Genomic DNA, 23802 nt, shown 5'->3' with positions numbered 1-23802 from the left:
ATGGCCTTCGATCTGGCGGCGCGCCTGGCCGAACGGCGCGCCGCAGACCTGTATCGGCAGCGGCCTCTTCTGGAAACCCCGCAAGGGCCGCAGGTAGTGGTCGATGGCCAGCCGTTGCTGGCCTTCTGCAGCAATGACTACCTGGGCCTGGCTAACCATCCTGAAGTGATCGCCGCCTGGCAGTCAGGCGCCGAGCGCTGGGGGGTGGGGGGCGGTGCCTCGCACCTGGTGATCGGCCACAGCGCGCCGCATCACCAAGTCGAAGAAGCGCTGGCCGAGCTGACTGGCCGCCCGCGAGCGCTGCTGTTTTCCACCGGTTACATGGCCAACCTGGGCGCCATTACCGCGTTGGTGGGGCAGGGCGACACGGTGCTGCAGGATCGCCTCAACCATGCCTCGCTGCTCGACGGCGGCTTGCTCAGTGGTGCCCGCTTCAACCGTTACCTGCACAACGATGCCGCCAGCCTGGCCAAGCGCCTGGACAAGGCGACCGGCAACACCTTGGTGGTCACCGACGGTGTGTTCAGCATGGACGGCGACCTTGCCGACCTGCCGGCACTGGCCGAGGTCGCGCGTGCGCGGGGTGCCTGGCTGATGGTCGACGATGCTCATGGTCTGGGTACTCTGGGTGCCCAAGGCGGCGGTATCGTCGAGCACTTCGGGCTGGGCATCGAGGATGTGCCGGTGCTGATCGGCACGCTAGGCAAGGCCTGCGGCACGGCGGGTGCCTTTGTCGCCGGCAGCGAAGAATTGATCGAAGCGCTGGTGCAGTTCGCCCGACCTTACATCTACACCACCAGCCAGCCTCCAGCGTTGGCCTGTGCCACGCTCAAGAGCCTGGAGCTGCTGCGCCGCGAAACCTGGCGCCGTGAGCACCTGGCCGCGTTGATTCGCCAGTTCCGCCAGGGCGCCGAACAGATCGGCCTGCAGCTGGTGGACAGCCCGACGCCGATCCAGCCGATCCTGATCGGCGACAGTGCACAGGCCCTGCGCCTGTCGCAGATGTTGCGCGCGCGCGGCCTGCTGGTCACCGCCATCCGCCCGCCCACCGTGCCTGCCGGCAGCGCACGCCTGCGGGTGACCCTCAGCGCCGCGCACAGTGAGGCGCAGGTGCAGCTATTGTTGAATGCATTGGCCGAGTGTTATCCACTGCTGGAGGCCGCCGATGCGTAACCGACTGATCCTTCTACCCGGCTGGGGCCTGGGTACTGCGGCGCTGGAACCGCTGGCCGCCAGCCTGCGCGCCCAGGACGCCCGCCTGCAGGTCGAACTGATGCCCCTGCCGGAGCTGGCCGACGCCGATGTGCAGGCGTGGGTCGAGCACCTGGACCGTACCGTACCGACTGACACCTGGCTGGGCGGCTGGTCGCTTGGCGGCATGCTCGCCAGCGAGCTTGCGCGCAAGCGCGGCGACCATTGCTGCGGGCTGCTGACCCTGGCCAGCAACCCCAGCTTCGTCGCGCGTGGCGATTGGCCCCACGGCATGGCCGAAGACACCTTCGGCACTTTTCTCGACGGTTGCCGCAGCCACACCTCGGTGACGCTCAAGCGCTTTCGCACCTTGTGTAGCGACGGCGCCCTGCAGCCCCGCACGCTACTGCGCCAGCTGGGCGTTGGCGTGCCGGATACCGACCCACTTTATCTGGCCACCGGCCTTGAAGTCCTGGCCAAGCTCGACACCCGCGATGCGCTGCAGGGCTATGGCGGCCCGCAGCTGCATCTGTTCGCGGGTGGCGATGCCCTGGTCCCGCCCGAGGCGGCCAAGGCCCTGAGCGAGCTGCTGCCCGACGTCGAGGTTGGTTTGGTCGAAGACAGTTCCCATGCCTTCCTGCTGGAATATCCGCTGGAGCTGGCCGAGGGCATCAAGAGTTTCCTGCATGAGAGTGGCGATGACTGACCTTTCCCGTCCAACCCTGCCCGGCGCGCTGCCGGACAAGCGCCAGGTGGCGGCTTCGTTTTCCCGCGCGGCAGCCAGCTACGACAGCGTGGCCGCCTTGCAGCGCGCGGTGGGTGTCAGCCTGCTGGAGCAGTTGCCGGACACGCTGATGCCCTCGCGCTGGCTCGATCTGGGCAGTGGCACCGGTTTTTTCAGCCGCGTGTTGGCCGAACGCTTCGCGCCGGCCAGTGGCCTGGCCGTGGACATCGCCGAAGGCATGTTGCGCCACGCCCGGGGCGAGCAGGGCGGTGCGCAGTATCACGTAGCAGGCGATGCCGAACGCCTGCCACTGCGCGATGGCAGCGTCGACCTGGTGTTTTCCAGCCTGGCCGTGCAGTGGTGCAGCCAGTTCGGCTGCGTGCTGGAAGAAGCAAGGCGGGTGTTGCGACCGGGGGGCGTGCTGGCGTTCAGCAGCCTGTGTGTCGGTACCCTCGACGAGCTGCGCGCCAGTTGGCAGGCGGTGGATGGGATGGTGCACGTCAATCGCTTCCGCCGCTTCGAGGATTATCAGCGGCTGTGCGCGGCCAGTGGCCTGGAGCAGCTCGGGCTGCGTCAGCAGGCTCACGTGTTGCACTACCCGCATGTGCGCGGGCTGACCCATGAACTCAAGGCCTTGGGTGCGCACAATCTCAACCCTGGGCGCCCGTCGGGCCTGACCGGGCGCGCGCGAATGGAAGGGTTATTGCAGGCGTACGAAGCATTCCGTCAACCGCAAGGGCTGCCAGCCACCTATCAGGTGGTCTATGGTGTGTTGCGCAAGCCACAGGCGTGAGAGGAGCGACATGAGCCAGGCCTATTTCATCGCGGGGACCGATACCGATGTCGGCAAGACCACCATCGCCGCCGGTTTGTTGCATGCGGCGCGGCTGCAGGGCCTGAGTACGCTGGGGGCAAAACCGGTGGCGTCCGGCTGCACGATCACATCCAAGGGGCTGCGCAACAGTGACGCTCAGGCCCTGATCGACGAAAGCTCGATCAAGCTGGCCTATGAAGCGGTCAACCCCTTTGCCTTCGAGCCCGCCATCGCGCCGCATGTGGCTGCGCGCGAGGCGGGTGTTGCGCTGGAGGTGCCGGCGCTGCGCAAGGCCATGCAGCATGTGCTGGACCAAGGCGCGGATTTCACGCTGGTCGAAGGTGCGGGAGGCTGGCGGGTGCCGCTGTCCGATCACGCCAACCTGTCGGACTTGGCCATTGCCCTGAAGCTTCCGGTGATTCTGGTGGTCGGGGTGCGGCTGGGTTGTATCAACCATGCGTTGCTCAGCGCGGAAGCGATCGCCCGTGATGGCCTGCAACTGGCGGGCTGGGTTGCCAATATCATCGAGCCGCGCACGGCGCGCCTGGAAGAGAACCTCGCCAGCCTGGCCGAGCGCTTGCCAGCCCCCTGTCTGGGGCGGGTGCCAAAGCTCAAGGCAGCCACTGCAGATGCAGTGGCGGAGCATCTGCAACTGGACCTGCTGGATTGAGCTTGCATGCCCCAGGTCTATTGGCTGGCACTGAGCTATTAGGGATTTAAACGGGCCTTTTGCGTGCTGGCCTGCTTTAATTGCCACTGTTCACATCCAGCGTCATTGGAGTCTTGACATGGAAATCACCGGTAGCTCCGCTTACTACGCGGGCCTAAGCGCCATCCAGAGCGGGCAGAACCGCGTCGACCAGGCGGCCAGCCAGATCGCCAACAATGGCGTCGAACGCGCCGCCACCAGCCAGTCCAGCGACTTTCAGGCCGAGCGCCTGCGCGCGGTCGATCGCAGCCAGCAGATGGACCTTGCCACCAGTACCGTGCAACTGGCATTGGGCAAAACCGAAGTCGAGCTGGGCGCCAAGGTCGCCAAGGCTTCCGACGAAATGCTCGGTCGGTTCATCGATACCTACGCCTGATAGCGATCTATCAGCGGTTATCTCTGTGGGAGTGGGCTCTGTGGGGGCTCGCTCCCACAGTCGTTTAGTAGCCTCGAAAATGAGCAATGGCATAACTGCCATCTTTCGCGGCGTAAATGGCACCATAGTCCCTCCTTGACATCGGTCAGTCCTAAACGTAAGTTTCAAACACCTGTTTGACCGAAAGCCGGCAAGAGCTGGTCGGTATCAGCGGTCTCCCCACCGGACTCATCACAGAGGTTCATCGCAATGCCTGATTACAAAGCCCCCTTGCGTGATATTCGCTTCGTTCGCGACGAGCTGCTTGGCTATGAGGCGCACTATCAGAGCCTGCCGGGTTGCCAGGACGCAACGCCCGACATGGTCGATGCGATCCTCGAAGAAGGCGCGAAATTCTGTGAGCAGGTGCTGGCCCCGCTGAACCGTGTCGGCGACCTCGAAGGCTGCACCTGGAGCGAGACCGGCGTTAAGACCCCGACCGGTTTCAAGGAAGCTTACGAGCAGTTCGTCGAAGGTGGCTGGCCGAGCCTGGCGCATGACGTTGCCCACGGTGGCCAGGGCCTGCCCGAGTCGCTGGGCCTGGCGCTGAGCGAAATGGTCGGTGAGTCGAACTGGTCGTGGGGCATGTACCCAGGCCTGTCCCATGGCGCGATGAACACCATCTCGGCCCACGGCACCGAAGAGCAGCAGCACACCTACCTGACCAAGCTGGTATCCGGCGAGTGGACCGGCACCATGTGCCTGACCGAGCCACACTGCGGTACCGACCTGGGCATGCTGCGTACCAAGGCCGAGCCACAGGCCGACGGTTCCTACAAGATTTCCGGCACCAAAATCTTCATCTCTGCCGGTGAACACGACATGGCCGGCAACATCGTCCATATCGTCCTGGCCCGCCTGCCCGATGCACCGGCCGGCACCAAAGGTATCTCGCTGTTCATCGTGCCGAAGTTCCTGCCCAACGCCGAAGGCGGCGTGGGTGAACGCAACGGCGTAAGCTGCGGCTCGCTCGAACACAAGATGGGCATTCACGGCAACGCCACCTGCGTGATGAACTTCGACAGCGCCACCGGCTACCTGATTGGCCCAGCCAACAAGGGCCTGAACTGCATGTTCACCTTCATGAACACCGCCCGCCTGGGCACCGCGCTGCAAGGCCTGGCCCATGCCGAGGTAGCCTTCCAGGGCGGCCTGAAGTATGCCCGTGACCGCCTGCAGATGCGTTCGCTGACTGGCCCGAAAGCGCCAGACAAGGCGGCCGACCCGATCATCGTCCACCCGGACGTGCGCCGCATGCTGCTGACCATGAAGGCCTTCGCCGAAGGCAACCGCGCGATGGTCTACTTCACCGCCAAGCAGGTGGACATCGTCAAGTACAGCCAGGATGAAGAAGAGCGCAAGAAGGCTGACGCCCTGCTGGCCTTCCTCACCCCGATCGCCAAGGCCTTCATGACCGAAGTCGGTTTCGAAGCGGCCAACCACGGCGTGCAGATTTATGGCGGCCACGGCTTCATCGCCGAGTGGGGCATGGAGCAGAACGTGCGCGATAGCCGTATCTCCATGCTGTACGAGGGCACCACCGGCATCCAGGCGCTCGACCTGCTCGGCCGTAAAGTGCTGATGACCCAAGGCGAAGCGCTCAAGGGCTTCACCAAGATCGTGCACAAGTTCTGCCAGGCGCAGGAAGGCAATGAGGCGGTCAAAGAGTTCGTCGAACCGCTGGCGGCGATCAACAAGGAGTGGGGCGAGCTGACCATGAAAGTGGGCATGGCCGCCATGAAGGATCGCGAGGAAGTGGGCGCCGCTTCGGTGGATTACCTGATGTACTCCGGTTATGCCTGCCTGGCTTACTTCTGGGCCGACATCGCCCGCCTGGCTGCCGAGAAACTGGCTGCCGGTACGTCGGAAGAGGCGTTCTACACCGCCAAGCTGCAGACGGCGCGCTTCTACTTCCAGCGTGTCCTGCCGCGTACCCGCACTCATGTTGCGACCATGCTGTCGGGCGCCAGCAACCTGATGGCGATGGACGAAGAGCACTTCGGCCTGTCCTACTAAGCCGCCAGGCTTCATGGAAACCCGCCTGCCTTGACCGGCAGGCGGGTTTTCGCGTTTTTATCCCATGGGATCACCTGTCTTGCTCAAATTTCACAAACTTGCGCGATCTGTGTAGGAGCAATCCTGCGAGCCCCCAAAATCCGGTTACAAGAAAAGCTCAAGCCCTGCGCCCCGGCTGCCGTTAACACAGCGGTGTATTCATCAATTCATGTGCGCTGCCGATGAAGTAAAGGCACAATGCCATTATTGATCTGCCGGGTCGGAGATTACCCTTGTTTCGTTTAAACGCTGTACGCGCGAGCCACTTCCTGCCTTCGCTGATTCTGTTGGTGGCGGGGCTTGCGGCGGCTTACGTGAGAGACCTCAGCGTCTTCTTCACGTCCCTGTTCAACGTCCTGCCCACCTTGGTCCTGCTGCTGGGCGGCGCCTACTGCGCGGTGTACCGCCGCCAGCGCGAACTGTTCCTGATGGTCACGGTGTACATCGCCTACTTTTTGCTCGATACCCAGACCGACTACTACCGCGACAACGGCCGCGTGCGCGATGACGCGGCGGTGATTTTTCACCTGGTGTGCCTGTTGTTGCCTGCGTTGTATGGTCTTTTTGGAGCCTGGCAGGAGCGCACGCATCTTGCCCAGGACCTGCTCGCCCGCTTTGCCGTGTTGTTTGCCGTCGGTAGCGTGGCGGTGGCATTGGAGCAAAGTTTCCCCGAGGCACTGCTGGCCTGGCTGGCGGAAATCCGCTGGCCGTCGCTGCATGGCCAGTGGATGAGCCTGATCCAGATGGTCTACCCGTTGTTCATGGGCGTGTTCATTCTGCTGGTGGTGCAATACCTGCGCGAACCCAGGCCCTTGCACGCGGCTCAGCTCATCGGCCTGATCGGCATCTTCTGGATGCTGCCCAAGACCTTCATCCTGCCGTTTACCCTGAATATCATGTGCAGCCAAGTAATGCTGATGATTGCCGCGGCGGTGTCCCACGAGGCGTACCAGATGGCCTTCCGCGACGAACTCACCGGCCTGCCGGGGCGTCGCGCGCTCAATGAGCGCATGCAACGCCTGGGGCGCAACTACGTGATCGCCATGACCGACGTCGATCACTTCAAGAAATTCAACGACACCCATGGCCACGATGTTGGTGACCAGGTGCTGCGCCTGGTGGCCAGCCGCCTGTCCAAGGTCACCGGCGGTGGCCGCGCCTATCGCTATGGCGGTGAGGAATTCGCCCTGGTGTTCGCCGGCAAGACGGCAGAAGAATGCGTGCCGCACGTTGAAGCGGTGCGCGAGATGATCGCCAACTACACCATGCACCTGCGCGATCAGAATAACCGTCCGCAGGACGACTCCGCTGGGCGTCAGCGGCGCAATGGCAGCGCCAGTGGCACGGTGTCGGTGACCATCAGCATCGGCGTGGCCGAACGCCTGGCCGAACACCGCAACCCTGAAGAAGTGCTCAAGGCCGCCGACCAGGCGCTGTACAGCGCCAAGGGCGCCGGGCGTAACTGTGTCATGGTGCATGGGCAACAATCACGGCGCGGGGCAGTTCGCATGGCGTGACCATAGCTGACTATATGGTCGCGTGATGACCCTATGTCTCGCAAAAGTTGTTCGGTTACACTGAATTCAACCCCTGGATTCAACCCGTGCCGCGGTCCCCAGCGACCGCCCCGACCCGACTAGCGAGAGGTTGTCATGGCTGACTATAAAGCGCCGCTGCGCGATATGCGCTTCGTTCTGAATGAAGTCTTCAACGTGGCAGAGCAGTGGGCGCAACTGCCCGAGCTGGCCGAGGCGGTCGATGCTGAAACTGCCCTTGCCGTACTGGAAGAGGCCGGCAAGGTCACCAGCAAGTCCATCGCCCCGCTCAGCCGCGCTGCGGATGAAGAGGGCTGCCACTGGGACAACGGCGCGGTGCGTACCCCGGCTGGCTTCATCGAGGCCTACAACACCTACGCCGAAGGCGGCTGGGTTGGCGTAGGCGGTGACCCGCAGTTTGGCGGCATGGGCATGCCCAAGGCGATCTCGGCCCAGGTCGAAGAGATGGTCAACGCTTCGAGCCTGGCCTTCGGCCTGTACCCGATGCTGACCGCTGGTGCCTGCCTGTCGATCAACGCCCACGCCAGCGAAGCGCTCAAGGAACAATACCTGCCGAACATGTACGCCGGCGTGTGGGCCGGTTCCATGTGCCTGACCGAGCCGCATGCCGGCACCGACCTTGGCATCATCCGCACCAAGGCCGAGCCCCAGGCCGATGGCAGCTACAAGGTCAGCGGCACGAAGATCTTCATTACCGGCGGCGAACATGACCTGACCGAGAACATCATCCACCTGGTGCTGGCCAAGCTGCCGGATGCGCCGGCCGGGCCCAAAGGCATCTCGCTGTTCCTGGTGCCCAAGTTCATGGTCAACGCCGACGGCAGCCTCGGCGCACGCAACCCGGCGACCTGTGGCTCGATCGAGCACAAGATGGGGATCCAGGCCTCGGCCACCTGCGTGATGAACTTCGACGAAGCCGTTGGCTATATCGTCGGCGAGCCTAACAAGGGCCTGGCGGCGATGTTCACCATGATGAACTACGAGCGCCTCGGCGTCGGTATTCAGGGCCTGGCCACGGCCGAGCGTTCCTATCAGAACGCCGTGGAGTACGCCCGCGACCGCTTGCAGAGCCGTGCCCCTACCGGCCCGCAGGCCAAGGACAAGGCCGCCGACCCGATCATCGTCCACCCTGACGTGCGCCGCATGCTGTTGACCATGAAAGCGCTGATCGAAGGTGGACGTGCGTTTTCCACCTACGTGGCGATGCAGCTGGACAGCGCCAAGTACAGCGAGGATACGGCCACGCGCAAACGCAGCGAAGAGCTGGTGGCACTGCTGACGCCGGTAGCCAAGGCGTTTCTTACCGACCTGGGCCTGGAGTGTGCGGTGCATGGCCAGCAGGTATTCGGTGGCCACGGATACATTCGCGAGTGGGGCCAGGAGCAGCTGGTGCGCGATGTGCGCATCACTCAGATCTACGAAGGCACCAACGGCATCCAGGCCCTCGACCTGATGGGGCGCAAGGTGGTGGCCAGCGGTGGCGCTTACTACAAGGCGTTCTCCGACGAGATCCGCCAGTTCATCGCCAGTGCCGGTGGTGATTTGGACGAGTTCGCCAAACCGCTGGGAGCTTACCTCGATCAACTCGACGGCCTGACCGAGTGGGTGCTGCAGCAGGCCAAGGGCAACCCGAACGAGATCGGCGCCGCCTCGGTGGAGTACCTGCACGCCTTTGGTTATGTGGCCTATGCCTACATGTGGGCGCTGATGGCGCGTGCAGCGAAGGCCGGCGAGGGCGATGAAGCGTTCTACTCGGCCAAGCTGGGGACGGCGCGGTTCTACTATGCGCGGTTGTTGCCGCGGGTGGATTCGCTGGTGGCTTCGGTGAAGGCGGGCAGCGAATCGCTGTACCTGTTGGATGCCGAGCAGTTTTAACGGCGGTCAACATGTTTGTGAATGTGTCCTTTTTGTAAGCGATCTCCTACATGCCGTGGTGACTTTTCGCCACTGGTGTCAGATTGGATCCACGGCTAATCTTTGTACATGGACGTTGCGCAGGAAGCGCAAAGGACAGAACAGGGACAACGAAGGATTTCCTGCCAGGACGGTGGGGCGATAGGGATGTCACAGGGAAACAGTCTGGAAAACCCCGCTTCGGCGGGGTTTTCTTTGTGCGCGTGTTTTATCAGGAGAGCGCGGTGGCAACCACTTGCCGGGTGTCCGTTTCTTCTTCGAGCAAGGTACGCAGCAACTCCACCGACGCCTGTTGGCGCTGGGCGTCGCGGAACACCAGGCCCACCTTCAGCGGCACCCGTGGCTCGCTCAACGGCTTCCACAGCAAACCTTGGTCATCTTCTGCGGCATCCTTGGCCCGTCCTGGGAGAATGGTGGCTAGTGCGGTGTGGGCCAGGCTGTCGAGAATGCCGCCCATGTTGTTCATCTCTGCCTGTACCTGTGGCCGACGCCCTTGGCTGGCGAGCTGTTCCTTCCAGATTTGACGAATCTGGAATTCTTCGCCGAGCATCAGCATCGGCAATTCTGCGGCTTGTCTGATCGACACCTTCTTGAAATCCTTCAAAGGGTGAGTATCGGGGATGACCAGCTGAAGCTCATCTTCATACAGCAGCATGCCATGCAGCCCTGGTTGGCGTGGCGGTAGATAGCTGATGCCAATATCCAGGTTGCCATTGAGCAGCCGACGTTCGATTTCCAGCCCTGACAATTCATAGATCTGCACCACCAGGTGCGGCTGGGCCTTGCGTAGCCGCTCCAGCAACTGCGGGACCAGGCTTGGGCGCACGGTCTGCAGCACGCCGATGGCCAGCGTACGCAGCGATTGGCCCTTGAAGTTGCGCATGGCTTCGTGGGCGCGTTGCAGCCCGTCGAGCAGGGGCAGCGCATGGTTGTAAAGGGTGTGCGCGGCCAGGGTCGGCAAAAGGCGCTTGTTGCTGCGCTCGAACAGGTTCAAGTCGAGACTGTGCTCGAGCTGGCGGATCTGCTGGGACAGGGCTGGCTGCGACAGTGACAGGCGCTCGGCGGCGCGGCCGACGTGGCCTTCTTCGTACACCGCGACGAAATAACGCAGTTGGCGAAAATCCATAAGTAATACTTATCGAAAAAGCTGAAAAAACGAAATGGCCGCAGGGGCTGGCGAAGCCTAGTCTATCGCCGTATTCCAACGGGTTACAGCAATCAATCAGCACATTGTTACCTCGTTTGAAAAACACTTTTGATAGGCAAGACAAAATATCAAGCGCCGGCATAGAGACCGGCTGCTGGCCCCCTTACCGTGCCTGGCTGGAGCCCCGATGAACCTGTTCAACCTGCGTCGCTCGGCCCCCGCCGCAGCTACCGAGCCCAAGCGTGCGTCGGTGGTCGTGGCGGATGCGCCGCCGTTGTCCCGCGAGCGCCTGATGCCGAGCACAGAACGTGCCGCGCAAGTGTTCGTGCGTGGCCAGGGCTCCTGGTTGTGGGACAGCGAAGGGCACGCTTACCTGGATTTTACCCAGGGCTGCGCAGTCAACAGCCTCGGTCACAGCCCCGGCGTGCTGGTCAAGGCGCTGGGCAACCAGGCCCAGGCTTTGATCAACCCGGGCTCGGGCTTTCACAGCCGTGGCCTGCTGGCGCTGGTCAACCGCCTGTGCCAGAGCACCGGCAGCGAGCAGGCGTATCTGCTCAACAGCGGCGCCGAGGCCTGCGAAGGGGCGATCAAGCTGGCGCGTAAATGGGGCCGACTGCATCGCAACGGCGCCTATCACATCATCACGGCCAGTCAGGGTTGCCATGGGCGCAGCCTCGGCGCGTTGTCGGCATCCGACCCGCTGCCGTGCAACCGTTGCGAACCGGGTCTGCCGGGTTTCAGCAAGGTGCCATTCAACGACCTGGCGGCGCTGCATGCGCAGGTCGACTCGCGCACCGTGGCGATCATGCTCGAGCCGATCCAGGGTGAGGCTGGCGTGATCCCGGCTACCACGGAATACCTTCAGGGCGTCGAGAAGCTGTGCCGTGAACTGGGCATCCTGTTGATCCTCGACGAGGTGCAAACCGGCATCGGCCGCTGCGGCGCGCTGCTGGCCGAAGAAACCTACGGGGTGCGCGCCGACATCATCACCCTGGGCAAGGGCCTGGGCGGTGGCGTGCCGTTGGCTGCGTTGCTGGCCCGTGGCACGGCCTGCTGCGCCGAGCCGGGTGAATTGGAAGGCAGCCATCACGGTAACGCGCTGATGAGTGCTGCCGGACTGGCCGTACTGGACACCGTTTTGGAACCGGGCTTTTTCGAGCAGGTCCAGGACAGCGGTCGCCACCTGCGCGATGGCCTCAGCCGTCTGGCCGGCCGCTACGGCCAGGGCGAAGTACGCGGCCAAGGCCTGCTATGGGCCTTGCAGTTACAGGAGCCTTCGGCCAAAGACCTGGTGCAAGCGGCCTTACACGAAGGCCTGTTGCTCAATGCACCGCAAGCGGATGTGGTGCGCTTCTCTCCGGCGCTGACGGTGAGCAAAGGCAATGTCGACGAAATGCTCCTGCGCCTGGCCCGGGCCTTTGCCCGCCTGCATGCGCAACAGCAGCAGGCCCGCCGCGAAGTGTCGGCGTAACACGAATTCAACGAACCGTCTGGCGTTTCTGCGCATCGCCTCTGGCCTGCTTCACTTGGCCCGGGGCGTTTTTTTTGCCTGGGTTGAAACTGGCGCGGGCTGCAAAGTGCTTGTCGGGGGATTTTTGGCGCCCATGAGATCGAGCGCCGCGCGGGCGGCGCTCGATCTCATGGGCGAAGCAAAACCTTCGACATGCGCTTGGTGGCCATCACACTGTTCATGTGGAACCTCTGCGATGCCCAGCTAGTCTCTGTTTAGACCCTTTGAGGAGATACTCGCATGGATTTTATTCGCATCATCATCGCCATCCTTCTTCCGCCGCTGGGCGTGTTTTTGCAGGTAGGGTTCGGCGGGGCGTTCTGGCTGAATATCCTGCTGACCTTGCTGGGGTACATTCCGGGTATCGTGCATGCGGTGTATATCATTGCCAAGCGATGAACCGTTGGGGCCGCCAAGCGGCCCCAACACTCACTGACCTAACACCCGGCAATAGAACTTCCATTCCTCCTCAAGCGCATGTGCCAGGTTCTCTGCCTGGCGGAAGCCATGCCGCTCCCCTGAGTAGAAATGCCCCTCGGCCTCGATGCCATTCGCTTTCAACGCGTCGAGCATCGAACGCGTCTGCTCTGGCACTACCACCGCATCCAGCTCACCCTGGAAGAAAATCACCGGCACCTTGATCTGCTGTGCATGCAACAGCGGCGTGCGGAGGCGATAACGCTCGCCATCCTGCTGCGGGTCACCAATCAGCCAGTCCAGGTAATCGCCCTCGAACTTGTGCGTGGCGCGGCCCAGCGCAATGGGGTCGCTGACCCCGTAAAGGCTCGCGCCGGCCTTGAACACATCATGAAATGCCAGGGCGCAAAGGGTGGTGTAACCGCCCGCGCTGCCGCCGCGAATGAAGGCTTTGCTGGCGTCGATCAAACCTAGCCCGGCCAGATGCTCGACCGCCGCGCAGGCATCCTGAACATCGCTCTCGCCCCAGTTCAGGTGCAGGGCCTGGCGATACTCGCGACCATAACCAGTACTACCCCGGTAATTCAGGTCGGCGACGGCGAAGCCGCGCTGGGTCCAGTACTGGATTCGCGGGTCGAGCACCGGGTAGCAGGCCGAGGTCGGTCCCCCGTGGATGAACACTACCAGCGGCGAGGGGCCTTTGGCACCGGCTGCAGGGTAGAAGAATCCATGGGAAAACTCGCCATCGTTCTCGTAAAGCATCGACTGTGGCAGGCTGATGCACTCCGCCGGCAGTAGCTCGGCGCCCCCCGCCAGGATGTGAACTTCGTGGCTCACCCGATCGATGGCGATGACGGCTGGCGGGCTGATTGGCGAGGCGGCGATGGCGTAGAGATGCTCGGCATCCATAGCCAGGTTGCGAAAGCGGGTGTAGGCGCTGGCGAAACGCTCCACCTGGCCATCGGCGGTACGCAACCCCAGCTGCCCGAAACCGGCTTCGAACCATGTGGCCAGGTAGTTTTGCGGCCCGAGTGCCTGCCAAGTGCTGGTACCGAGCTGCCAGGGGGCGGCAGCGTGATCCGCTGCTTTGGCGGGTAGAGCCTGCCATTGGCCGCAGAGTTCGCCCCACGGCTGCCAGAAACCGTTGCGATCTGACAGGCAATACAAGCGCCCCTCAGCGTCGAAGCGCGGTTGCTGCAAGGACTCGTCATCCCCTGCGATGCAGCGAGCCGTGCCCCAACTGCCATCACCGAGTCGTTCGCTACTCATCAACCGGGTTACCGTCCATGGCTGTGCCGGGCGGTCCCATTCAATCCAGGCCAGGCGTGCGCCATCGGCACTGACCGTGGGCGAGGCATAGAAGTCGGCACCTTCGGCGAGTACTTCAACACTGCCTTCGACCAAGGCCACCAGGCGATGCTCGACGCCCTCGCCATGGCGCTCCTCGACCGCCAGCACCTTGCTGTCGTGCCACTGCAGATCGCCGTAGCGGCACTGCTCATTGCGGGTCACGGCAAGCGGTGCTGCGTCATCCAGAGCTTGGCGGTAGACCTGCTGATCCTGTTCATTGACGAACCAGAGCGCGTCGTCACCCAGGCAGAAGCTGCCACCCCCATATTCATACACCCGGCTGCGCACGCTGAAACCATCCGGCGTCAGGCAGCGTGCCTGATGGTCGCGCCAGTGCCATATGCGGCAGGCGCCATCGGCGGGACGGAATTCGTTCCAGAACAGGCCGTGGGCGCCGACCTTGAGCTCGGCAAAGTCAGTACCTGCGGCTACGGCCTGCGCGGCACTGAGCTTAGCCGCGGGCGATGACTCGTGAGTTGCGTTCATTGCGGAAGGTCATCTGTTCAATGGCGAGTTGGGCAGTCTCTGCTTCCTCGCGGGCCTTGAGAATGATGCCGTGGTCAGCCGACTTGGCGCACACCGGGTCGGCATTGCTGGCATCGCCGGTAAGCATGAAGGCCTGACAGCGGCAGCCGCCAAAGTCCTTCTCTTTTTCGTCGCACGAGCGGCAGGGTTCGGGCATCCAGTCGTAGCCACGGAAACGGTTGAAGCCGAACGAGTCATACCAGATGTGGTGCAGGTCGTGGTCGCGCACATTGGGGAACTGTACGGGCAACTGGCGCGCGCCGTGGCAGGGCAGGGCGGTGCCGTCCGGGGTGATGGTCAGGAACAGGCTGCCCCAGCCGTTCATGCAGGCCTTGGGGCGTTCTTCGTAATAGTCGGGGGTGACGAAGATCAGCTTGCACGGGCTGCCGGCGGCCTTGAGCTTGTCGCGATATTCATTGGTGATGCGTTCGGCGCGCTCAAGCTGTTCGCGGGTCGGCAGCAGGCCCAGGCGGTTGAGGTGCGCCCAGCCGTAGAACTGGCAGGTGGCGAGCTCGACGAAGTCGGCTTCGAGCGCGATGCACAGCTCGATGATGCGGTCGATCTTGTCGATGTTGTGCCGGTGGGTGACGAAGTTGAGCACCATCGGGTAACCGTGGGCCTTCACTGCTCGGGCCATCTCCAGCTTTTGCTTGAAAGCCTTCTTCGAGCCGGCCAGCAAGTTGTTCACCTGCTCGTCGCTGGCCTGGAAGCTGATCTGGATATGGTCCAGGCCCGCTTCTTTGAACGCGGCGATGCGCGTTTCGGTCAGGCCGATGCCGGAGGTGATCAGGTTGGTGTAGTAACCCAGGCGCCGCGCTTCGCCGATCAGCTCGGCGAGATCCTGGCGCACCAGCGGCTCACCGCCGGAAAAGCCAATCTGCGCCGCGCCCATCTCCCGAGCTTCGGCCATCACCTTGAACCACTGCGCGGTGCTCAGCTCTTTACCCTGCTCGGCGAAATCCAGCGGGTTGGAACAGTACGGGCACTGCAACGGGCAGCGGTAGGTCAGCTCGGCCAGCAACCACAGCGGCAGGCCGACCGGTACCTCAGGCGAGGGTGATCCAGTGTTCGCCACGGGCCACCTCCATGAATTGCTCGATGTCGTCGGCGACTTCAGGCACACCCGGGAACTGCCGTTCCAGTTCGGTGATGATCGCTGTGACATCGCGTTTGCCGTCGATCAGGCCGCCGATCAGGCTCGCGCTGTCGTTGAGCTTGATCATGCCTTCGGGGTACAGCAGCACGTGGCCTTTCTGCGCGGGTTCATATTGAAAGCGGTAGCCAGGGCGCCAGTTCGGGACTTGCTTGCGATCAAAGCTCATAGGGCGATCCCCTTGTGCCACACCCGTTGCTGGGTGACGGTGTGATACGGCGGACGGTTCAGCTCGTAGGCCATGCTCATGGCATCGAGCATGCTCCAGAGGATATCCAGCTTGAACTGCAGGATTTCCAGCATACGCTCCTGGCCGTCGCGGGTGGTGTAGTGCTGCAGGGTAATGGCCAGGCCGTGCTCGACATCACGCCGGGCCTGGCCCAGGCGGGTGCGGAAATACTCGTAGCCGGCCGGGTCGATCCACGGGTAGTGCTGCGGCCAGCTATCCAGCCGCGACTGGTGGATTTGCGGGGCGAACAGCTCGGTCAGCGAACTACTGGCGGCCTCTTGCCAGCTGGCGCGGCGGGCGAAGTTGACGTAGGCATCGACGGCGAAGCGCACACCGGGCAGCACCAGTTCCTGGGAGCGCAGCTGGTCGGGGTCGAGGCCGACCGCCTGGCCCAGGCGCAGCCAGGCTTCGATGCCGCCCTCTTCGCCGGGGGCGCCGTCGTGGTCGAGCAGGCGCTGGATCCACTCACGACGCACCTCGCGGTCCGGGCAGTTGGCCAGGATCGCGGCATCCTTCATGGGAATGTTCACCTGGTAGTAGAAGCGGTTGGCCACCCAGCCCTGGATCTGTTCGCGAGTGGCGCGCCCTTCGTACATCGCCACGTGGTACGGGTGATGGATGTGGTAGAAGGCGCCCTTGGCGCGCAGGGCCTGCTCGAACTCGGCAGGCGACAGTGGCAATGCGTCGCTCATCAAGCCTCCTTACAACTCGATGCTCATGCCGTCGAAGGCGACTTCCACGCCGCGGCGCTGCACTTCGGCGCGCTCCGGGGAATCTTCATCGAGGATCGGGTTGGTGTTGTTGATGTGGATAAGCACCTTGCGCTGGCGCGGGAAACCATCCAGCACTTCGAGCATGCCGCCTGGACCGTTCTGCGCCAGGTGGCCCATCTCGCGACCGGTACGGGTGCCGACACCACGGCGTTGCATTTCATCATCCTCCCACAGCGTACCGTCGACCAGCAGGCAATCGGCGCCGTGCATCATCGTCAGCAGCTTGTCGTCGACCTGACCGAGCCCGGGCGCGTAGAACAGCTTGCCGCCGGTGCGCGTGTCTTCGACCAGCAGGCCGAGGTTGTCGCCGGGGTGTGGGTCGAAGCGGTGCGGCGAGTACGGCGGCGCGGCGCTGCGCAGCGGGAATGGCGTGAACCTGAGGTTGGGGCAGGCTTCGATGACGAAGCTGCCTTCGAGCTCGATGCGATTCCACTGCAGGCCACCGTTCCAGTGGCTGAGCATGTTGAACAGCGGGAAGCCGGTGGTGAGGTCCTGGTGGACCATGTCGGTGCACCATACCTGGTGCGGGCAGCCTTCGCGCAGGCTGAGCAGGCCGGTGGTGTGGTCGATCTGGCTGTCCAGCAGGACGATGGCGTTGATGCCGGTGTCGCGCAGTGCCCGGCCCGGTTGCATCGGCGCGAAACCCTGGAGCTGGGCGCGGATGTCCGGTGAGGCGTTGCACAGGATCCAGTGCACACCGTCATCGGAGAGGGCGATCGATGACTGGGTGCGTGCCGTGGCGCGCAGGCTGCCGTCGCGAAAGCCCTTGCAGTTGACGCAGTTGCAGTTCCACTGCGGGAAGCCGCCGCCAGCGGCGGAGCCGAGAATCTGGATGTACATGGCTGTTCTCTATCCGAACTGGGCATAAACCCTGTGCAAAAAACGACGACGCCCCGGCGGGCCGAGGCGTCGTTGCGCAAGCTGGGCTTAGCGGCTGGCGAAGTACATGGTCACTTCGAAGCCGATACGCAGGTCAGTGTAGGCAGGTTTGGTCCACATAATTTGCTCCTTCCGGATCAGGGTTGGGTGATTCAGCTACTGGATTTGAAGGCACCCCGCGCTGGAGGTTCCGTCGGCTGAGATAGCGTTATCTTACAAGAAAATTTTGTACCGAAAGGTTAATTCTTCGAAAAGCGCCCTTGCGGTAAATGTAACAATCCAGACGAAATCAGTGCCATGCCCCATCCGGCGCAGGCGCATTTGCCAGGCACAGCCAGTTGGATTGGGCGTTGAGCAGGGCGCCTGACAGGTCGTCCAGGTCCGCTTGTTGTGTCATCAGAATAGACCTGCGCAGTGCAGGCAAGCCGTCCGTTTGTGTCGCCAGGTGTGTCTGCCATGCCCATTCGGCGACATCGGCGTTGGCCATGGCCATTTCGTCGAATTGCTCGGCCAATGCTTGGCGGGCAGCGGGGTCAAGGTTCACGCCTTGGCGCAGCAGGGTTTGCAGATGATTGAGGATTTCGGCTTGGGTTGCGTGGGGCGATTGCACGCCGAACAGCAGGCCGCCGACGCCTTCGAGCTGACGAAAGGTACTGAACACTGCGTAGCCAAGCTGCAATTCCACCCGCAGGCGTTGGTACACCGGCCCCTGCAGCAATTGAGCGAGAAGACGGCCGCAAGCGTGCTGATCGGCCGGTACTGGGCAGAACAGCAACAGTGCGTGTTCAGTGCCCGGCACCTGCGCGTGGTGCCAGCGGCGGCCGTGCCAGCGGGGTACGGCAGCGGGGGCGCCGGCTTGCCCGGGGCACGCATGCAGCACGGCGCCAAGCGATTGCAGGGTGGCGGCATCGAAGCCGACGGCCAGGCCGTGCCAATGGCTCTGTCGCCAGGCATCGTCCAGCGTTTGCTGGTCGAGCATGGCGCCAGGTTTTGGCATTCGTGTTGGGCCGAGCAGCGCATCGGGCAATTGTTTGAGCAGGGCTCTGATCGGAATCAGCGCGGGTTCCTGTTCTGTAGGGAGTGTCCAGTCATCAGGTGAAATCAAGTGCGCCAGGGCGCATTCGACAGCGCGAACAACGGCTGCAGGCTGACCGCTGCAGCGAAGTTGCCAGCATTCACCCGCGCTGCTGAATTGCAGTTGCAACGAAGCGCGCCTGCAACGCTCCTTGAGCGGGTGCAGAGCGCGATCGAGCACGTCATACAAGGGCTGATGCAGTGGCGCAGGTACCTGCCAACGCAGATAGACCGCTGCGTACTGGCGGGCTTCGGGGAGTAGATCACTGACCGACAGTCCCGCAGGTAGTGGTCGAGCCTGGGTGTGGGGCGAGTCCGCAAGCAGCAGCGGATCGGGCGCAGGTAGCTGCCATTGTCCACGTTCACAGTGCGGCAGGTCTTCGAGTATCGCCCGCAGCGCCACCAGCCCTTGTGCATCCAATGCCGCAAACGGCTGCCCCGCACTGTCGCGGCGGGCCAGCTCAAGGGCGCTGGCGTTGCGCTCCTGGTTTTGTTGCAGCAGGCTGAATTCGGCGTTGAGTTGCGCAGGATCGGCCTGCCGGATGAAGCTGAACCAACCGTGCAGCAGGTCGCGGGCCTGCTCTGAACAGGCGTGTTCAACGAGCTTCAGGTCGATGTGCCAGAGCATCTGGCCGGCGAAGGCGTACAGTAGTTCTGCTTCGAACCCTTGCAGCCAGCCGCGCTGGCGCAAGGCATCCAGCCAGGTGCCCGCCCTGCTGTCGCTCAAACAGGCAATCAACAGTTCCAACGCGTGATAGGCGCCTTCGGGCAGGCTTTCGTGTGTGAAAACCAGCCCTGTATGCGTTCTGGTCAATGCTGGCGGCAGCATTTGCGCGGCCCGTTTCCCTGGCGCAAACACCTGCGCAAACTGCCTGCCGAGCTGTTCCAACTGGTCCAGCGTTTGCGGCCCGCACAGGCTCAAGGTGATCTGACCTGCGTGGTAGAAACGTTGATGAAAACCCTTGAGGGCTTGCTGGAATGCTGGATCCTGCAGTGCCAGGGTATGCCGATTGCCTGCATGAAAACCGCCCAGCGGATGCCGTGCAGACACTGACTGCAACAGGGTGAATTGTTTCTGCGCCTGTGGGTTGCGTGACCAGGCGATGAATTCGGCATGAATCACCTCCCGCTCACGGCGCTGGTGCTCGATGCTCAGGTCTGGCTCGGCGAGCATCTGGCACAAACGCTCCAGCCCACCGGCAAAGGCAGCGGGTGGCACTTCGAAGAAGAAATCGGTGGTGCGTTCGCGGGTGCTGGCATTTACCTGGCCACCGAGGGCCTGAACGTAGCGCATCAAGCCGTTTTCCAGTGGAAAACGAGCGTTGCCCAGGAAGAAAAGATGCTCGAGAAAATGCGCCAGCCCCGGCCATTTCACCGGGGCGTCGTGGCTGCCGGCGTGCACGCGCAGCGCTGCAGCCGCGCGCTTCAGTCGCGGCGCATGGCGCAGCGTGAGGTGCAGGCCGTTGGCCAGGGTGAGCGTGCGCGTGGGGTCAGGCATGGGGTTTCACTCAGCCCCTGCGCAGGTGCAGTTCCTGGCGCAGGTCAGCCAGATACGGGAACGCTTCGCGCCCGTTCACCACCCGCTCATGCTCAAGGTCCGCCAGCAACTGGCACTCATCGCGCCCGGCCATGGCCAGCAGGCTGCCATCCGGCCCGATGATGCTGCTCTGCCCGCAATACTGGATTTCGCCCTCGGCCCCGCAATAGTTGGCGTACACCAGGTAGCACTGGTTTTCCTGCGCCCGCGAGCGCACCGTCACCTGGCAGACGAAGTCGTAGGGGGTCATGTTCGCCGTCGGCACCAGGATCAGCTCGGCCCCGCTTAGTGCCAGGCGCCGGGCATTCTCCGGAAACTCGATGTCGTAGCAGATCAGCAACCCGACCTTCCAGCCTTCCAGCTCGATCACTGGGAAGTGGTCGGCCCCCGCGCTGAACATGGCGCGATCCAGCTCACCGAACAGGTGCGTCTTGCGGTAGTTGCACAGGCTGCGGCCATGGGCATCGATCAACTGCACGCTGTTGTAGATCGCCCCGTCATCGGCGCGCTCCGGATAGCCGTAGGCAATGGCGATTCGGTGCGCCTGGGCGATCTCCACCACCTCCATCGCCGACGGACCATCGTCCGCCTCGGCCAACCGTTCGACCTGCTCCAGGCCGATGTTATAGCCGCTCAGAAACATCTCCGGGCACACCAGCAACTGCGCACCACGCTCGGCCGCCCGTTGCGCCTGGTGGCGCAGCCGTTGCAGGTTGCCGGGCACGTCCAGTGGGTGAGGTGCGCCCTGGAACAGAGCGATGCGCATGCTGCCTCCTTGGTATCAATCGGCCAGGGCGATAGGCCCGAGTTCATCGAACACGTCGCCTGGGCCGGGGTTGTCGGGGTGGGTGTGGCCACCGAAGTGATTCATGATACCCCACACGGCATTGAGCGAGGTCTGCACCGCGCCCTCGACCCAGGCCGGCGTCCATGACACGTCGTCGCCGGCAATGAACATGCCGCGCTGTTCGGCCGGCATGTCCTGCTGCATGAAGTGCGCGTACATGCGCTGGTTATAGCGGTAGTGACCCGGCAATGCGCCCTTGAAGGCGCCGAGGAAGTGCGGGTCGGCCTCCCAGGAAATGGTGATCGGGTCGCCGATGATATGCCCGGCGATGTCGGTCTTCGGGTAGATCTTCTTCAGGGCATCCAGGGCCAGCTGCACGCGCTTTTCCACCGGGTGCGGCAGCATCTTCAGGGCGTCGCTCATCCACGCGTAGGACAGGCAGATCACCCCCGGTTTGTCGTCGCCGTTGTCGAACAGGTAGGTGCCGCGGGTCAGGCGGTCGGTGAGGGTCATGCTCATCAGGTCACGCCCGGTCTGTGGGTCCTTGTCCTTCCAGAAAGGCCGGTCGACCATTACGAAGGTTTTCGACGACTGCATGTAGCGGGTGCGGTCCAGGGCCATCCACATCTTCTGCGAGAACAACGACTCTTCGCAGTTGATCTGCGTGGTCAGCAGCCAACTCTGACACGTGGCGAGCACGGCGCCGTAGTGGCGGGTGTCACCCCAGTTGTCGGTCACAGCCAAGCGCCCATCGGCAGCGCGGGCAATGCGCTTGACCCCGGTGCGCGGCGCACCGCCATGCAGCGAGCTCAGGCTGGTGCCCTCGGGCCAATGTGCGCAGCGCTCCGGCACATGGCGCCATATACCTTGCGGCACCTGCTCTACGCCGCCGACGATCAGGTGTTGGTGGTCGTCGCAGTTGGTCATCACCACGCGGAAGATTTCCAGCATCGAGTTGGGGAAATCCGAGTCCCAGCCACCGGTGCCGAAACCGACCTGACCGAACACCTCGCGGTGCTGGAAGCTCAGTTTTGCGAACGAACGCGAAGTGGCGACGAAGTCATAGAAGGTGCGGTCGTCCCACAGCGGCACCAGCGTGTTCCACAGTGCTTTGAGGCGCGGAACATCGCGGTCGCGAATCGCCTGCTGGATATCGGCGAACTGCGCGCCGCTTTCCAGCGCGTCAGCCCAGGCGTCGGCCACCTCGTGGAACAGCGCAGGCAGGTCGCTGGCCTTCTCGGCGTAGTAGGTCTGGCCTTCGAGGTCGATGACCGTGCTGCGCGACGCTGGCGTCAGCGGGTTGGGGAATGGCTTGGTCTCCAGGCCCAGCTTGTCGACGTAGTGATAGAAGGCGGTTGAAGACACCGGAAACCGCATGCCGCCGAGCTCGGCAATGATCCCATCGGTACCGTTGAAGGCCTGCGATCGCAGCCGGCCACCCAGCTTCGAGGCTTCATACACCACTGGTTTGAGGCCGAGCTTCATCAGCTCATAGGCCGCCACCAACCCCGCGATACCCGCGCCGACGATGGCGACTTCTTCACCGTGCCTTGCTGCCGGGATGCTGCCAAGGCCGGCCGGGTGCTCCAGCCAGTCGTCAAAGCCAAACGGGAAATCCGGGCCGAAGATGGTAATAGGCTTTTTGCCGTCGGCGGGGTGGCGGTTGTTCTTGTTCATGAAGTGACCTTGCCAGAGCGGCTGCGCGGGGGCGGAGCCTGAGTATAGGAGATGCCTGATGGTCATTTTATGAAGCGGGGGGGACGTAAATAAGACGCAAATTAGCGTCAAATTGATCAGCTATGACTCAAAACGACGGTGCTTTGATTTATTTCGACGGTTACTCCCGAGTGCATAAATTTCAAACTGGCTGCCCACGATCCACCTTGCTGCTCAGGATGATCGAAGTCGTGGTCTTCTCAACCCCCTCGACGCTGCCAATCTGGTCCAGTAATTGGTCGAGTTGTTCCGGCGAATCGCTACGCAGCCAGGCCACATAGTCGAACTCGCCGCTCACCGCGCAGAGCTGCTGCACCTGCCCCATGGCACTCAGGCGGCGCACCACCTCCTTGCCTGAGCGCGGCTGCACCTTGATCCCGACATATGCCTGCAGTCCGCCACCCATCAGACGCTGGCCCAGGCGCACGCCATAGCCGGTGATGACCTTGCCTTTCTCCAGCCGTGCCAGGCGCGAGTTGACCGTGGTGCGCGCGATGCCCAGTTGACGGGCGAGGGTGGCGACGCTTTCGCGGGCGTTGATCTGCAACAGGGCGATCAACTGGTGGTCGATTTCGTCGAGGGTGATGGTGCGGGAGTCCGACATGACAAGTCTCTGCGGTGGGCTCGCTAGCCTAGCCAGCCAATGGCAGGCAGATCAAGGCCAAGGGCTGCACCGCTGCCGATATTGCGGCATTATGGTCTGGCAGTCTCAGTGGACCCACGTTGTGAATCTCGAAATCTTGATGGAATGCTGGCGACAGGAAGTTTCCAACAAGACAAAGCCCGGACGCAGAATCAGCCTGCTGTTCAACGTCCTGCGCCGAGCGCGCAAGGACAACAAGCTGCGCTTCCTCTTCGCCTACCGCCTGGCGCAATACCTCGATGCCTGCGGCGGCCTGGGCAGGCGCTACGCCCGTGGCATGCAGCAGCGGCTCAACCTGAAGTACGCGGTGGATATCGACATCGGTGCGCAGATCGCGCCGGGCCTGCGTATTGCTCATCTGCCTGGCGTGGTGATCACTCGCCACGTGAGCATCGGGCGGAATTTCTTCATCCGCCAGAACTGCTCCATCGGTATCAAGACATTGGGCCTGGAGCGTTACGCGCTGCACATCGGCGATAACGTCAGTCTCGGTGCCAATAGCTGCATCATTGCCGATCAGATCGACATCGGTGACAACGTGGTGATTGGCGCCATGACGCTGGTCACACGGGATATCCCGGCCGATTGCACTTTTTACAATCCGCGAGAAACCAGGATGGCTGCGCGAAAGCACTAATACTAAGTTACTTGATGGCTTTGTGATGCTATCGGCTGCCCGTTATC

General features: G+C 63.0%; 22 protein-coding genes. 11 read left to right on the top strand and 11 right to left on the bottom strand.

All coding sequences use genetic code 11. From position 1 onward, the window contains the following. From bioF to ACIQUF_RS11870, 8 genes are all read left to right on the top strand, one after another. Nucleotides 1-1173 carry an 8-amino-7-oxononanoate synthase gene (gene bioF, locus ACIQUF_RS11905; protein WP_403131592.1) on the top strand — a complete coding sequence of 391 codons (1173 nt, stop codon included), beginning with the start codon at nt 1-3 and terminating at the stop codon, nt 1171-1173. Next, nucleotides 1166-1897 carry an alpha/beta fold hydrolase gene (locus ACIQUF_RS11900; RefSeq protein WP_403131590.1) on the top strand — a complete coding sequence of 244 codons (732 nt, stop codon included), beginning with the start codon at nt 1166-1168 and terminating at the stop codon, nt 1895-1897. Before bioF ends, ACIQUF_RS11900 begins: the two co-directional genes overlap by 8 nt. After that, nucleotides 1890-2708: a malonyl-ACP O-methyltransferase BioC gene (gene bioC / locus ACIQUF_RS11895; protein WP_403131588.1), complete on the top strand. Its 819-nt coding sequence runs from the start codon at nt 1890-1892 to the stop codon at nt 2706-2708. Before ACIQUF_RS11900 ends, bioC begins: the two co-directional genes overlap by 8 nt. Nucleotides 2709-2718: 10 nt before the next feature. After that, entirely contained in the window at nt 2719-3399 is a 681-nt protein-coding gene (gene bioD, locus ACIQUF_RS11890; RefSeq protein WP_403131586.1) for a dethiobiotin synthase, read from the top strand. 118 nt (nt 3400-3517) lie between these two features. Beyond that, nucleotides 3518-3814 carry a pyrroloquinoline quinone biosynthesis protein PqqE gene (locus ACIQUF_RS11885; protein WP_403131584.1) on the top strand — a complete coding sequence of 99 codons (297 nt, stop codon included), beginning with the start codon at nt 3518-3520 and terminating at the stop codon, nt 3812-3814. Between the two features lie 249 nt (nt 3815-4063). Continuing rightward, entirely contained in the window at nt 4064-5869 is a 1806-nt protein-coding gene (locus ACIQUF_RS11880; protein WP_403131582.1) for a phenylacyl-CoA dehydrogenase, read from the top strand. A gap of 272 nt (nt 5870-6141) precedes the next feature. Further along, entirely contained in the window at nt 6142-7425 is a 1284-nt protein-coding gene (locus tag ACIQUF_RS11875) for a diguanylate cyclase (protein ID WP_403131579.1), read from the top strand. Between the two features lie 135 nt (nt 7426-7560). Continuing rightward, entirely contained in the window at nt 7561-9339 is a 1779-nt protein-coding gene (locus ACIQUF_RS11870; protein ID WP_403131576.1) for an acyl-CoA dehydrogenase C-terminal domain-containing protein, read from the top strand. Between the two features lie 250 nt (nt 9340-9589). Here the strand turns inward: ACIQUF_RS11870 and ACIQUF_RS11865 are convergent, their stop codons facing one another. Next, a complete protein-coding gene (locus tag ACIQUF_RS11865) occupies nt 9590-10504 on the bottom strand; it encodes a LysR family transcriptional regulator (RefSeq protein ID WP_403131574.1) in 915 nt (304 codons plus the stop codon). A gap of 208 nt (nt 10505-10712) precedes the next feature. On the opposite strand from ACIQUF_RS11865, the gene ACIQUF_RS11860 reads away from it, so the two are divergent. Both ACIQUF_RS11860 and ACIQUF_RS11855 read left to right on the top strand, forming a co-directional pair. Beyond that, a complete protein-coding gene (locus tag ACIQUF_RS11860) occupies nt 10713-11996 on the top strand; it encodes an aspartate aminotransferase family protein (RefSeq protein WP_403131572.1) in 1284 nt (427 codons plus the stop codon). A gap of 279 nt (nt 11997-12275) precedes the next feature. Continuing rightward, a complete protein-coding gene (locus ACIQUF_RS11855; protein ID WP_003177654.1) occupies nt 12276-12434 on the top strand; it encodes a YqaE/Pmp3 family membrane protein in 159 nt (52 codons plus the stop codon). Nucleotides 12435-12464: 30 nt separating this feature from the next. Here the strand turns inward: ACIQUF_RS11855 and ACIQUF_RS11850 are convergent, their stop codons facing one another. The 10 genes from ACIQUF_RS11850 to ACIQUF_RS11805 form a co-directional block, all read right to left on the bottom strand. Beyond that, entirely contained in the window at nt 12465-14288 is a 1824-nt protein-coding gene (locus ACIQUF_RS11850; RefSeq protein WP_403131570.1) for an alpha/beta hydrolase family protein, read from the bottom strand. Beyond that, a complete protein-coding gene (gene pqqE, locus ACIQUF_RS11845; RefSeq protein WP_403131568.1) occupies nt 14254-15402 on the bottom strand; it encodes a pyrroloquinoline quinone biosynthesis protein PqqE in 1149 nt (382 codons plus the stop codon). The genes ACIQUF_RS11850 and pqqE overlap by 35 nt, the downstream gene beginning before the upstream one ends. Continuing rightward, on the bottom strand, nt 15374-15649 hold the full coding sequence (gene pqqD, locus ACIQUF_RS11840; protein WP_403131566.1) for a pyrroloquinoline quinone biosynthesis peptide chaperone PqqD: 276 nt from the start codon (nt 15647-15649) through the stop codon (nt 15374-15376). Before pqqD ends, pqqE begins: the two co-directional genes overlap by 29 nt. Then, nucleotides 15646-16401 (bottom strand): pyrroloquinoline-quinone synthase PqqC, encoded by a 756-nt coding sequence (gene pqqC, locus ACIQUF_RS11835; protein WP_400798241.1) that lies wholly within the window; start codon nt 16399-16401, stop codon nt 15646-15648. The genes pqqD and pqqC overlap by 4 nt, the downstream gene beginning before the upstream one ends. A gap of 9 nt (nt 16402-16410) precedes the next feature. Next, nucleotides 16411-17322 (bottom strand): pyrroloquinoline quinone biosynthesis protein PqqB, encoded by a 912-nt coding sequence (gene pqqB, locus ACIQUF_RS11830; RefSeq protein ID WP_403131563.1) that lies wholly within the window; start codon nt 17320-17322, stop codon nt 16411-16413. A gap of 87 nt (nt 17323-17409) precedes the next feature. Then, nucleotides 17410-17481, bottom strand: a complete 72-nt coding sequence (gene pqqA / locus ACIQUF_RS11825; protein ID WP_008365141.1) for a pyrroloquinoline quinone precursor peptide PqqA — start codon at nt 17479-17481, stop codon at nt 17410-17412. 169 nt (nt 17482-17650) lie between these two features. After that, nucleotides 17651-19933 carry a pyrroloquinoline quinone biosynthesis protein PqqF gene (gene pqqF / locus ACIQUF_RS11820; RefSeq protein WP_403131561.1) on the bottom strand — a complete coding sequence of 761 codons (2283 nt, stop codon included), beginning with the start codon at nt 19931-19933 and terminating at the stop codon, nt 17651-17653. Between the two features lie 10 nt (nt 19934-19943). Next, on the bottom strand, nt 19944-20738 hold the full coding sequence (locus ACIQUF_RS11815) for a carbon-nitrogen hydrolase family protein (protein WP_403131558.1): 795 nt from the start codon (nt 20736-20738) through the stop codon (nt 19944-19946). A gap of 15 nt (nt 20739-20753) precedes the next feature. Then, a complete protein-coding gene (locus tag ACIQUF_RS11810) occupies nt 20754-22436 on the bottom strand; it encodes a flavin monoamine oxidase family protein (RefSeq protein ID WP_403131556.1) in 1683 nt (560 codons plus the stop codon). A 181-nt stretch (nt 22437-22617) separates the two neighbouring features. Beyond that, nucleotides 22618-23079 carry an Lrp/AsnC family transcriptional regulator gene (locus ACIQUF_RS11805; RefSeq protein ID WP_403131554.1) on the bottom strand — a complete coding sequence of 154 codons (462 nt, stop codon included), beginning with the start codon at nt 23077-23079 and terminating at the stop codon, nt 22618-22620. Nucleotides 23080-23200: 121 nt separating this feature from the next. On the opposite strand from ACIQUF_RS11805, the gene ACIQUF_RS11800 reads away from it, so the two are divergent. Continuing rightward, on the top strand, nt 23201-23755 hold the full coding sequence (locus ACIQUF_RS11800) for a serine acetyltransferase (protein WP_403132502.1): 555 nt from the start codon (nt 23201-23203) through the stop codon (nt 23753-23755). Nucleotides 23756-23802: the final 47 nt, after the last annotated feature.

Origin of the sequence: Pseudomonas sp. NPDC090233, from assembly GCF_044772285.1 — a bacterium.
Taxonomy (GTDB): Bacteria; Pseudomonadota; Gammaproteobacteria; order Pseudomonadales; family Pseudomonadaceae; genus Aquipseudomonas.
This window is presented reverse-complemented; position numbering and strand designations above follow the sequence as displayed.